Origin of the sequence: Sphingomonas sp. (genome assembly GCF_050725575.1) — a bacterium.
Classification (GTDB): Bacteria; Pseudomonadota; Alphaproteobacteria; order Sphingomonadales; family Sphingomonadaceae; genus Sphingomonas.
In genome coordinates this window covers 196,960-209,418 of the sequence record NZ_JBOHHW010000001.1, presented here as the reverse complement: position 1 = coordinate 209,418, position 12,459 = coordinate 196,960, and the positions used below count along the sequence as shown (strand labels likewise).

9 protein-coding genes are annotated in these 12,459 nt (G+C 58.3%); 3 read left to right on the top strand and 6 right to left on the bottom strand.

The genetic code is table 11. The annotated features are described in order from the left end of the window. Positions 1-237: 237 nt before the first annotated feature. The 6 genes from ACRECS_RS00830 to ACRECS_RS00805 all read right to left on the bottom strand — a co-directional run bounded on the left by ACRECS_RS00830 (position 238) and on the right by ACRECS_RS00805 (position 7,799). The gene (locus ACRECS_RS00830; protein ID WP_431581056.1) at positions 238-2,373 is read right to left on the bottom strand and encodes a peptidase domain-containing ABC transporter; all 2,136 of its coding nucleotides are present in this window, start codon (positions 2,371-2,373) and stop codon (positions 238-240) included. Beyond that, the gene (locus ACRECS_RS00825) at positions 2,370-3,431 is read right to left on the bottom strand and encodes an HlyD family secretion protein (protein WP_431581055.1); all 1,062 of its coding nucleotides are present in this window, start codon (positions 3,429-3,431) and stop codon (positions 2,370-2,372) included. Before ACRECS_RS00825 ends, ACRECS_RS00830 begins: the two co-directional genes overlap by 4 nt. A 282-nt stretch (positions 3,432-3,713) precedes the next feature. Next, complete coding sequence (locus tag ACRECS_RS00820) at positions 3,714-4,472, bottom strand: hypothetical protein (RefSeq protein WP_431581054.1); 759 nt, start codon at positions 4,470-4,472, stop codon at positions 3,714-3,716. Between the two features lie 176 nt (positions 4,473-4,648). After that, on the bottom strand, positions 4,649-5,587 hold the full coding sequence (locus ACRECS_RS00815) for a hypothetical protein (protein WP_431581053.1): 939 nt from the start codon (positions 5,585-5,587) through the stop codon (positions 4,649-4,651). Between the two features lie 188 nt (positions 5,588-5,775). Next, positions 5,776-6,213, bottom strand: a complete 438-nt coding sequence (locus ACRECS_RS00810; RefSeq protein WP_431581052.1) for a hypothetical protein — start codon at positions 6,211-6,213, stop codon at positions 5,776-5,778. A 95-nt stretch (positions 6,214-6,308) separates the two neighbouring features. Continuing rightward, positions 6,309-7,799 carry a DUF5681 domain-containing protein gene (locus ACRECS_RS00805; protein ID WP_431581051.1) on the bottom strand — a complete coding sequence of 497 codons (1,491 nt, stop codon included), beginning with the start codon at positions 7,797-7,799 and terminating at the stop codon, positions 6,309-6,311. Between the two features lie 507 nt (positions 7,800-8,306). Between ACRECS_RS00805 and ACRECS_RS00800 the strand changes: the two genes are divergently transcribed. The 3 genes from ACRECS_RS00800 (at position 8,307) to ACRECS_RS00790 (ending at position 12,251) form a co-directional block, all read left to right on the top strand. After that, positions 8,307-11,165: a TonB-dependent receptor domain-containing protein gene (locus tag ACRECS_RS00800; protein WP_431581050.1), complete on the top strand. Its 2,859-nt coding sequence runs from the start codon at positions 8,307-8,309 to the stop codon at positions 11,163-11,165. 278 nt (positions 11,166-11,443) lie between these two features. Continuing rightward, the gene (locus ACRECS_RS00795) at positions 11,444-12,031 is read left to right on the top strand and encodes a division/cell wall cluster transcriptional repressor MraZ (protein WP_431581049.1); all 588 of its coding nucleotides are present in this window, start codon (positions 11,444-11,446) and stop codon (positions 12,029-12,031) included. Between the two features lie 10 nt (positions 12,032-12,041). Next, on the top strand, positions 12,042-12,251 hold the full coding sequence (locus ACRECS_RS00790) for a hypothetical protein (protein ID WP_431581048.1): 210 nt from the start codon (positions 12,042-12,044) through the stop codon (positions 12,249-12,251). The last annotated feature ends 208 nt before the right edge of the window (positions 12,252-12,459 follow it).

Below are 12,459 nucleotides of genomic sequence, written 5' to 3'. Positions count from 1 at the left end.
GGGGCACTGGTTGCGGCGATCTGTCCAACCGGGCGATGGTTCGTGTTGAGCAGCCGGATTTTCGCGTGCGGGTTCGAAGCTATTACCGAAAGCTATTTTGTGAAGGCTTCGATGTTAGGAATTAAGGTAATGATATTCAGATCTTATCTGAAGGGCTCGAGTCCTGTACGTGCATAATGGCGGACTTGGATTCTGCGCTCTCGCGGAGGTTCTTCAATATCCTGAACGGAAAGTGCCTCATTCCTCGACGGGGTTGCTTACATCTATCATCATCACCGGGATCAGTTTGCCGCCTGCCGCCATGAACAGGCGATCTGCGGACGCTATGGTCTCTGAGCGATGCGCGATGATAATTCTGGTAATCCCCATCGCCGCAATTGCTAAGCTCACCTGCTGCTCGGTCTCGGTGTCCAGATGGGCTGTGCCCTCATCCATGACCAGCAGCTTGGGTCTGCGGTAGAGCGCACGCGCGAGCAAAACCCGCTGCTTCTGGCCGCCCGATAGCGACGAACCCATATCACCGACGAGAGTTTCGTATCCCATGGGCATGCGCATTATATCGTCGTGGATTGCAGCTGCCTTGGAGGAATCCATGATCCGCTCCATATCCTGGGAATCATCAAACAGGGCGATATTGTCGGCGATCGACCCTGCGAAAAGGCTGTCGTCCTGCAAAACCGCAGATACCTGATCATGATAATTCTTATGCCCGAAGCGGGCGAGCGGTCTCCCGTCCAGCAGTACTTCGCCTTCATTGGGCTCCAAAAGTCCGAGGATTATCTTCACCAGCGTCGATTTTCCGCCGCCTGATGGGCCGGTGATCGCAACATGCTCTCCGGGCTCCACGATCATAGAGGCTCCATCAATTACGATAGGGTCGGAAAGGCTATAACGGAAACGAATATCACGAAGCTCCAGTCGCCCTGCCAGCTCAACTTTTGGAGGAAGGGGATCAGCGAAACTAATATCCTGATCGGCCATCGCAACGTCGGATAAACGTTCAAGATGCAGCGACAACATCTTGAATGTGATACCTTGGTCGATCAGTGAACTCGCGCGTGTGAGAAACTGTGTCTTATAGGCGATGAAGGCGAATGCCATACCAACGCTAAAACCGCCGCCCATAACGAAATTAATGGCCAGCCATATGGTGATAATTTCCTCAAGACCAAAGATCAGCGCATTCGCACTGTGTTGCCAGATACCGATTCTTGCCAATCTGACATCTGCATTGACGGCGCTGACCAATTTCGACTGCCAATGCGCGTGGCGAGCGCTCTCACGATTAAACAGGCGGAGAGTCACCATCCCCCGAATGCTCTCAATGAGCATCGATTGCTCTCGAGAATGAAGAACAATTGTGTCTTCTTGCGCTTCGCGCTGAAATGAAAACGACACAAATCGAACAAGGGCGTATGCCGCAAATGCCAACACGGCAACGAAAGCAAGAGCCGGACTGTAAAAGAACATCAGGACCAGCGTCACGCCCGCAAGAGCACCATCAATCACTGCCGCGACGGCGCCTTGGGTCAGCGCTTCCTGAATTGGAGTGACTGACTGAAATCTGGACAGAATGTCGCCGACATGTCGCCGTTCAAACCAGGAGACGGGCAATCGAAACAGCCGCCGCGCTATGTTTGTGGCAACCCCATAACCGATCGACGTTCCCGCCGAGAGCAGCACCTGCGATCTCAGCAATGAAGCGCCGGCATTGATGATCGTGAATAGGCCAAACCCAAGAGCTAATACGGCAAGCAGATTCTTATCGAGGGCCGGAAGTGCGCTGTCGATTGCCACCTGCATATAGTAGGGCAGCGCCAGGACGAAGGCTTGCATCACCACGCTTAGGACGAGCGTTTGCACGAGCGCTCGCTTCAGGCCCGTCATCCGGCGCCAGAGCTGTGGCAGTTTCAGCCTTTCGCGATGGCTTAGTTTTTCGAAGTTTTCTGCGGGATGGAGTTCCAGCGCCACACCGGTAAAGTGCTTTGAAAGTTCCTCTAAATCCAGCCACCGCGTGCGTCCTGCCGGGTCATGAATGAGCGCCTTTCCGCCCTTGGTGCATTCCACCACGACGTAGTGATTGAGATCCCAGTGCAGGATGGCGGGCATGCGCAGGTCCGCCACTGCGCCAAGCGGAAGTTTAACCGCGCGGGCGTTGAGGCCCAGCCTGTCTGCAACCGAAATAAGGGATCCTAACGCCGCCCCGCGCAATGAAGGGGCAAATTGCCGCCTCAGCGTTCCAATGTCGACGTCAAGCCCATAGTAATTCGCAACCATGGCAAGCGATGCGAGACCGCATTCCGAGACTTCGGTCTGACGAACGTGGCGGACCCGGGCGTCGGACCGAAATCCCAGGTGAAGGTCATGGATCAACGTCTGCGTACCGCGAAAATGGGCTCGAATAGCCACTCGATCAGACTTTGTTCCTGGGTGACAATTCTTGCGCTTACAGTCATACCGGGCAGCAGCGGCTGTCGCTTTCCAAAAGCCATTACCGAGGGATTGACCAGAGAAACGACGACAAGGTAGACGGGAACGGTGTCTCCAGCCTTGTCGGCTCTTGGAATTGCAACGGATGAAATCTGGATGATCCTGCCGGTCACGACCCCGAATCTCTGAAACGGAAAGGCATCTACCGCCAGACGAACTTCCTGACCTTGAGCCAGAAAACCGGCCGCCTGACTGGGAGCGTAGAGTTCGGCGCGCGAAATAGCGTTCGTTGGCCGAACGATCATTAGAGTCTGTTGCTGGTTTGTGGGTTGGCCGAGGCGCGCCGTCATTGCCGTGATCGCTCCATCAATCGGCGCATTGATCGTATAGCCTTTGGCCGTCGCAACTTCCGCCAACTTCTGACTCAATTGCGCGCGGCTCGATTGCAACCCGGCAACCTGCGCGCGCGCATTCGCAACCGTAGCGTCGATCGTCCGGCGGGCCTGAGCGTAGTCGGCGGATTTAACCGATCGCGTTTGCTCAAGCTGCGAAAGCTGCTGACGACGCCCGATAAGCGTCGCCTCTCTTGCCTCCACATCCCGCTTACTAATATAGCCTTTCAAGGCCACGCTCTGCACGTCCCTGAACTCGTTCTCGGCCACCTCAATCAGGCGTCTTTGCGATATAATTTGTGCATCCAGGCCGCTGATTTCTTCATGAATACCCTGCATCTGGGCTATCAGGCGGGATTGCTCTTGAGCTGCCCCCTCAAGCGTGAGTTTGCTTTGGGCTTTCAGTTCGGAATCTTCCGTCTCAAGCGCCGCTGCGACCCTGCCGGGGACGGTTCCCCCCTTTGCCATGTCCTCTTCGGAGCGGATTTCTACCAGTGGCTGTCCTGCTGTAACCACCTCTCCCTCGCGAACGCGGAGGGCTGAAATCGTCCCGGAACGCGATGGAACGATGGTTGCGAAGCCCCGATCAAGCGCGATGATCCCGGACACTGTCTCCACACGCGAGTACGTTGCAGTGGCCGCGAAAATAAGGGCGAGGACCAAGGCCCCGAGCAGCGTAAACCCTATGATCTGCCACGAAACCGGAGTCACCAGGTTAACATCGCCGTGGAGACGGGACTGGCGTAGTTCCAGAACCTCCTTACGGAAGAGCGTTGAAAGAGGCGCACTCACGGCTGTCTGGCCGGGTGACGAGGAGTCCTGCACCGTAGAAGGGAATTCCCAGGCTCCGGGAAAGACCGTGCGAACAACCCCGCGCAAGCTCCAGGCGATTTAAGCACGGCAAACCCGATCGGCTACATATTGTGCAGCCATTTGATGGATGTCTCCTCCGGCTGACGTATTCATGCCGCCCCACTGGCCATTGGGATTGCATTCAAAAAAGACGGGATCGCCCGTGAGAGGTATGGCAAGATCAAACACGCCAGAATCCAATCCCATGGCTCTGCAATAAGCGATACATTTATTGCCTAGAGAAAATTCGTCCTGAGAAATAGAGTACATGCTAGAATCGGAAAGTTTCCTGCGAAAATCCAGCCGAGTCCGTTCATCCCGTTGCGAATCGATTTTTATAAATCGGACTGCGTCTCCGTATACGACCGCTCGTAACTCGTATTTCTTGTCGATCCTTTCTTGCAGGATCATCGGAGAGGTGGATTGGTACGATTCAGAATCCTTGATGGAGCTTGCACTAATGTCTCTGGTAAAAAGAATTAGAGTATCCTCCGGATTATCCGGATTTGCAGTGATCGATGTATCTACTGGCTTGGCGATGCACTGACCCACATTCATCGCGAATTCGCGCATCACCGCCGGATTGTTGGTAAATATTGTTTCGGGAATTCGGAAACCCACTTTCTTAGCCGTGTCGAGCTGAAGGGGCTTGGACTCGGCGATCAGGGATCGGATCGGGTGATTGAGAAATTTGTCGGGCGGCAATATTTCGGTAAACGACAGCACGATATTGAACCACTCCCGTGCCGAGAAGAACGAGTTTAATTCAACAGACGAATAGCCAGACGGCGGCCTCATGTACAATCGTGCGTATACCAAGTCATAGCTTGAGACGAGGTCCATTATCTGTCCGAATTCCACGTCCAGATTGGAGGTCGTGTCAACGCGTAATGTGATTCCCAATACTGCTTGCCGAATCATGTCGGAAAACCAACTACTCATCTGACCAGAGTAGACAAGCAAAGACCTCTCAGTCAGCGCTCGACGGGACACAATTTCCCCTCTCTGGTTTTGACGGCGGTTTTTGATCCAAGAGGATCTATTCCGAGCGCGCGACGACGGTTGTTCAAGTCTTCCAGGCACCCTTCCGAGTGATCGATGAGTGGGCCTCCACTTTCGTAAGTCGTAGATGTGCCGTAAAGTTGATAACTAAACTGTCGTTCGGTATAGCGATCTTTCAATCGCGCATATTCGGACGGCTCAATAATCCGTTTCGACCAAGCCCTTTCGACGATCCTCATCAGGTTTGGCATTTCGGAATCATCGAAGACGGCGTGCTGGAAGAGCAGAAACATATTTTTCGATGCCTGCTTGCCCCTCGGCGTCCGGCCATCCCCGGGCCAGTCCTTCCTCTCCAGCACCTCTCTCACCAGAGAGGTGTTATGGCGGTCGACAAGGCAAGATGCGGCCCAGAGAGAGGCTTGATAAACCTGCGCCTGCTCGGACTCAGCCGATTCTAATCCGTAGTCGCCTATGGCTTTGCGAATAGCTTGATCCAGGTTTGCAGCTGTTTCCAGTTGATCCAGATAAGATACATTCAGTGTTCTGACTTTATCATAATGGCTTTTGATCAGCTGGATATAGTCTCGCCACTTCATCCCAGACTGATCAACGACAGTCCGGGATAATGATTGACCGCCGATCATATTGAGATAGATGATTTTGGGGGGGAGTTTACAGAGAGTATAATCCCCCGGTGGTAATTTTGGCTTTTCTAAAGTGACTTTGCCTGAGTTTTCGCCCTGATTCTGTGGAGCGAACGCTCCCAGCAGACCATCGAAATCTTGGACAAAAGATAACGAATTTTCGGAGGCGTAGGAATTTGCTGATGAAATGAATAATGTGGGTATTAAGAAGAGGCCCACGATTTTCATGCCGTGGGCCATATAGGTTTTTCCAATTGAAAAATTCATTTTATAATTGCCAGGTTTTGATTAGTCTTCTTTCAAGAAACACCATCCGGTGCCATCTTTCTTGATCTGGCATTGTTTTGTGAAAGTTGCGCCTCCGCTCACGAGCTCCAGCTCTTCATCGGTGAGATCAGTAACACTCTCGGACTCTTGCATAATCGGATTCATAGCCATTCCTAATCATCAAGACGTTAATCGACCTTCTTGCAGCTCTTTATTACAATTTGATTGTTTTTAACCTCACAGACGTAGCTGTCTCCGGCGGCCGCGCCGAAAACTGAGTGCAATTCCTCGTCAGTGAGATCGGTGATGCTGCTATTATCTTTAAAGGCGTCGTTCATAATACTTCCCCTGTTGCTTTCCAAACTCATTAGAATCTGAAGGCGCTCGCTTGTGCGTTTCAGGTTGCCGAGAATGCCAACTACTCCAAAGAGTCGATTGAAATGTTGATCATCGTGAAGTCGATGTCTATCCATTTCTTCAGAAAAGATCCAAAATGGCTTTATTTCCTGTTCTCTATCGAACGACTTGGGCCGTAGTTGTGATTTGACTGTTTTGGCTGTAAAATAACGCCGGCAAGTTGCCGCAAACGGCAATGAGATTTCGGGCTGAAATTCCTCGAACTGCATTCGCCGGTTGTAGCGCGCGGTTTCGAGGTAGGCGACTGTCCGGATCAATTGAGCCGTTAGTGCATTCCCGAACGATACCGGCGATTGCTCTTTAACTATGGCCGGGCATTTCCTCGCGCCCCACCCAAATGCCGCTCAATCATCGCACACACCTTCAGGGTGTCGTCGCGCCGGCACGTTGCCACGGCCGCGTGATACGGATGCGTGGCCAGCGCAATACCGCCGAGGTGCAGCCCTGCAATCTCCCTCTGCCTGGCGAGTGTTTCGTGCAGGCTGGCCAGGTTCGCGTGCTGGCCGCGCGGTGGTGGCGTCCGATAGCTTACCGTCTCCGTCTCCGCATCGATGATCACATCGTCGAGTGGTATCGGCGGTTCGAGTCTGACATGCAGATCCTCGGCTGCCTCAAGCATCTCCAGCCACGCCGCCCGATAGATGCTCGCCTCCGCGGCAGGTGTCATCGCCTGCCCCGGGCTTGCCGCGCCGGCCCATTCGCCCCCACCTTCGTCACGGCCTTCGCCCCACTCCCCGCCGCTGTGCACCCCACCGCCATGCACTGTGCCCCCACGCCGCCGTGCCGCGGCCCGCGCCGCATCCTCGGCCTCGATCTGCGCCTGCTCGGCGTCAATGGCGTCCCTGCGGTGCTGATACTCATACCGCTCGCGGTCGCTCTTGGTCAGTTCGCGCAGCGTCGTGTCGCGCGCCCGCGCATCGGCCGGGCGGGTGTCGGGCTCGATCTGTCCGGCATATTGCTCGGGCAGATGCTCCTCGATCAGCTCGCGGACCTCGTCCAGCGCGAACCACTCGCACAAGGCGACGGTCTTCTCATAACTCTCCTCCATCGCCTCGATCGCCGGCCGCCGTGCCGCCAGGTCGGCCTGCAATTCGGCATGCGTCGCGGCGAGCTGGTCGAGCGACAGCATCTCCTCCGGCTCTGACCCCGGCCAGTGCGCGGTGCCCCGCACCCGGCCGATCGTGATATCGTCGGGGTGCGGCACCGGTGCGGCAACCTCCGCATTCAGCGCCGCCGCCCGGCTCAGCACCAATGTCCAGATCGCCTTATATTTTTCCGCCGCCTTCATCGCCGGGAATTTGACCGGCTTGTTCCAGTTCAGGTCAAAGAGCGTGTTCCAGGGCGGGTTCAATCCCAGGCCGCCTATCGCGTCGGCCTTCGCTTTTGCCTGCGCCTTGGCGGCCTCGCGCTCCGCCGCTGCGACGCGTTCCGCCACCTCGGATCGCATCACCAGCTGCGCCATCGTCGCCAGCGCCATCCGGCTGCCGCGCGCCGCCTTCAACGCCACTTCGCGGAACGCCGATTGCAGCGCCGGGATCTCGACCATGCGCCCGCCCGCCTTGACCCGCACCATCCGCCGCGCCTCGACCATCAGCATCTCGTGGAATGACTCGACCGCAAGCTGCGGGATGACCTGGTCGGACGGGCGCACCTTGCGCTTGCCGCCCGGATTGGCGCGATTGCCCTTCTTGAAGCGGTGCTCGGCCGGCGGTTTGCCGTAACCCACGCCATCGGCCGCACCTGCGGGGTCGGCTGTATCCTCGGCGCGATTCAACTCGCTCTCTGCCGCTGTCATATCGGGTCTCCTGGCGCACATGATGTGCGCGTCGTGGATCAAAGCCCAATTGACAGATGGTTTGAATCGAGCCGCTCAGATGACCGCCCGCCATGCCCCGATATTCCCGCAGCACAGCGGCAAAATTCCCGCGCCGCTCCATCAAAATTCCCGCAGAAATTCCCGCAGATTCCCGCAGAACGCTCAAAAAGCATCTTCCCGCAGAATTTCCCGCAGCAACGGGAAATTGGAATGACGGCGCACGGCACCCAACCCGACGGCGCACACCGATTCGGATGATGCAGTGCCGCAGTCGCACCACACTCATCCCGCCCTACCGCCTCGTTTCGTGAACCCAAAGTTGCTTTTCGAAATTGTCATAAAAATCCCAATCAGAGAAATTTCTACAATTTCTTGACATAAATTTCCCCCTGGAGAATGATGCGGCACAGAGCATTCCTGCCGGAGCGAGTCCGGCAAGAAGAATGCCGCGCAGGCCGGGCCTAATCTTTTCGGGAAGGGGTGATCATGTTTGACGGTGCAATTCTGAGAAACGCGGCCGGGCTTTCGATCGACGGTTTAGGCGGCAGTTCGGGCGATCTTGCCGCGGAGCCAGCACGCAGGCGACTCAGGGCACTGCTCTGCGCGAGCGCCGTCTTCGCGCTGGTTTCGGCATCACCCGCTTTGGCGCAGGCTGCGCCGGATGTCCCTGCCGCCGCCGAGGACAGCCCGGACGCCGACACCACCACCGATGACATCATCGTCACCGGCACATTGGTGGCGCGGCCCGGCTTCGTCTCGCCGACCCCGGTCACCAGCCTCGATTCGGCCGACCTGAACCGTGTCTCGGCCGCCAATCTTGCCGATGCCCTGAATCAGCTTCCCGCGCTGAAGCCAAGCGTCACGCCGTCATCGGTCGGCAATCTGTCCAAGCTGGCCGGGGGCAATTTCCTTGACCTTCGCGGCCTGACCTATCTGCGCACGCTGACCCTGATCGACGGCAAGCGCTATGTTCCGGCCACGCCGGAAGGGGCGATCAATACCAATCTGATCCCACAGGCGCTGATCGGGGGCGTGGACGTGGTGACCGGCGGCGCGTCGGCTGCTTACGGGTCCGATGCGGTCGCCGGCGTGGTGAACCTCAAGCTCGACGACAAGCTCGAGGGTGTCCGCGGCAGTATCCAGGGCGGGATCACCGATCATAACGATCACCGCAATTATCTGGCGTCGCTGGCGTTCGGCGCAAACTTCGCGGGCGGCCGGGGCCATATCCTGCTCGGTGGCGAAATGGCCGAGAATGGCGGCATCGCCAATGGGTCTTCGCGCGCCTGGGCCGGCAACCGCGGCGTGATCCTCAACCCGGCCTATACCGCCACCAATGGCGCGCCGATGTATCTGCATGTCAACGATGCGCGGACCTCCAATTCGGCCCCCGGCGGTGCGATCTTCTCCGGGCCGCTGAGCGGTCTCGCCTTCGGGCCGAACGGTACGACCATGCCGTTCCGCTTCGGCACCCTGGTGACCCCCGACAATTCGATGGACGGCGGGGACGGTGATCCGCTTGCCTCGCCCTATGTGCTGGAAACGCCGTTGAAGCGCCGCAGCGCCTATGGCGGGGTGCGGTTCGATGTGACCGACGCCGTCACGGCTTATGCCAGCATCGATTATGGCCGGTCGAGCTTCTCGGAGGCCTCGATCCCGAGCTATGACAATTTCACGATCCTGCGGCGCAATGCGTTTCTGCCGGCATCGGTGCGGGCCGACATGGTGACGCAGGGACTCGACAGCTTCACGCTCGGGCGCGGCAATCTCGATTACGGCATCGGCAAGATCGAGCAAAAGGCCGAAACCTGGCAGGCGGTCGGCGGCGTGCGGGGCAAGCTCGGCGGGTCATGGACCTTCGACGCGTCCTATTCCTATGGCCGGACGCACAACCGGACCTTGTTCACCGGCAATGTCATCAATGCCCGGCGGCTGCTGGCGATCGACGCGGTGATCAATCCGGTGACCGGCGGCATCGTCTGCCAATCGACCCTGACCGATCCGGGCAATGGCTGCGTCCCGCTCAATCTCTTCGGTGTCGGTTCGCCGTCGCAACAGGCGATCGACTATATCACCGGGACCTCGGTGCGCGACTGGCAGATCAGGCAGCAGACAGCGGACCTCGCGATCCGCGGCGAGCCTTTCTCGACCTGGGCCGGGCCCGTGTCGCTCGCGGTCGGCGGGCAGTGGCGGCGGCAGACGGTCGACGTCACCTCGGACCCGCTGTCGATCGCCCGCGCCTTCCGGGTTGGCAATACTCAGCCCTTCACCGGCCGGATCACGGTCAAGGAAGCGTTCGGTGAACTGGTGGTGCCGCTGGCGAAGGATGAGAGCTGGGCGCAGAATATCGATCTCGACATCGCCGGCCGCGTGACCGATTACAGCACCTCGGGCACGGTCGAGACCTGGAAAGCCGGCCTGAACTATGCGGTCAACAACAGTTTCCGGTTCCGCGCGACGCGATCGCGTGACATTCGAGCGCCCAATATCAACGAACTCTTCCAGGTTGGGCAGACTCTGCTCTTCTCGATCAACGACGTGTCGATCGGCCAGCGCTATACCGTGAATGCGGTGTCCGGCGGCAACCCGTTCCTGAAGCCCGAGCGCGCCGATACGCTGACCGCCGGTATGGTGTTCACGCCCAGCTTCCTGCCGCGCTTCAGCCTGTCGATCGATTATTACGACATTCGGATCAAGGGCGCGATCGGGTCGCTTGGCGCTCAGTCGCTCGTGGACCGCTGCAATGCCGGCCAGGCGTCCTTCTGCCTGCTCGCACCGCGCGGCAGCGATGGCCGCATCTCCGCGTTGCTGATCGCGCCGGTCAATTTCCAGCAGATCGCCACGCGCGGCGTCGATGTCGAGGCGGCATACCGGATGCGGGTGGGCGGCGGATCGATCGATCTGCACGCGCTGATCAACTATACCGACAAGCTCGACCTTGTCGGCGACAGCGGAGAGGTCACGCGTTTCGCCGGGAACACCGACCAGCCCTTGCTTGACGGCGTCGGCGGCACGGCGCGCTGGAAGGTCACGACCAGCGCGACCTATTCGACCGATGCGTACCGGCTGAGCCTGACCGGGCGTTATGTCAGCGGCGGTGTGCTGACCCGCGATCCCGGGGTGACATTCGATTATGATAGCGTGAAGGGGCGCGTCTATCTCGACCTTTCAGGGGAGGTGGCACTCTGGAAGAATGCGGGCGGTGGCAAGGTGTCGCTGTTCGGCGTGATCGCCAATGCGCTGGACACCGACCCGCCCTTCACCGGCTATCAGTTCCAGACCGCCCGGCAGCTCTATGACGTGATTGGCCGGCAATATACCGCAGGCATCCGCTTCAAGTTCTGACGCGCGATGCCGGCTCCCGGTACAAAGACCATGACAGCAGCTGGCGCGGGAGAAAGGACAAATGCTTGGCTATAACCATGCGACGAACCCGGATGAAGATATCGGACGCAGGATTTGACCATACCACGCGGCTATTTCCCAATAACCGGCGGATCTATTCAATGGACGGGCGGCTACGTAGTATAACGGGTCCGGAATATCACGATTGTACATTAACGGAGTTCTGCGACTCGAACCGGCTCGGTTAACCATATGTCACCGCGGCAATGGGGGCACCGATGGACGAACCTTTTTTCGGCAGCGCTGTGTGTGATGTGACCAGCGGGGGTCATATCCAGCTGCCGTCTGGCTTCGGCGAAACCATCCGGCTCCGCTCTACCGACCAGAAGCTTTTCATCGGGCTGCATGAGGAGGCGCAATGCCTTGTCGCGTTCGATCACCTTTATGCGATGCAGCGCACGATTGAGGCCGAGGCCGGCGGCCGTTCGGACGCCCATCGTCTGCGCCGCGCTTACGGCTTTGTCGAAACGACGTTGGTCGCGCCGGACGGCATGATGGCGATGCCCGCGTTGATGCGGGAGCGCGGGCATATCGGGCATTCGGTACTGCTTGTCGCCGCCGGGCAGCGCTTTGAAATCTGGGATCTGGTGTGCGTCCTGAAACGGGGGCCTTCCGATCTCATCACGCTCGCGACCCATCATCTCATCACTCATATCGGAAAGGAGGTGCTCCATGTCCCTGTTCTGTCAACTGCTGAACCACACGCCGGTATCCGACACCCAGATCAATCAGGGGTTTGCCTTCAGTCGTTGTCGGCGCTGCGGCCGCGACATGATCCGATCGGTCGAGGGGCGGCCGGCAACTGAATGGAAGATCGTGCCAAGCGGCTTTCGTGTCGTGCGCGAGCCGCCTGCCGATCAACCCGCGCCGGGCGGCAAGGGTATGCAGCCGGGCGGCGGCCGGCACCGCATGCCGCCGGGCGATGCCCTGCGCATCGGTGGCGCGCTGCTCTATTGGCGACTATGCGACGTGCTGACCGAATGGCAACCACGGCGAGAGATCGTGCGGCGCCTGCCGATGGGGTGAGCCTGCCGGCTCCAAGATCGCCTCCGCCGGGGCGATTTGCGCAGGTTAGAGCCGATTCGGACTAGATAATACTTCCATGGTTAATCGGGCGGGCCTCTAAATCTTTGCTGCGTTAGCGTTCGACTCCGCAATGAAGCGCTGGCGGGAAGGAAAGCAAAGATGTGAAGCGGCAGCTCGCTGCGCGTCGGACGAACGCCGCAGTCGAAGA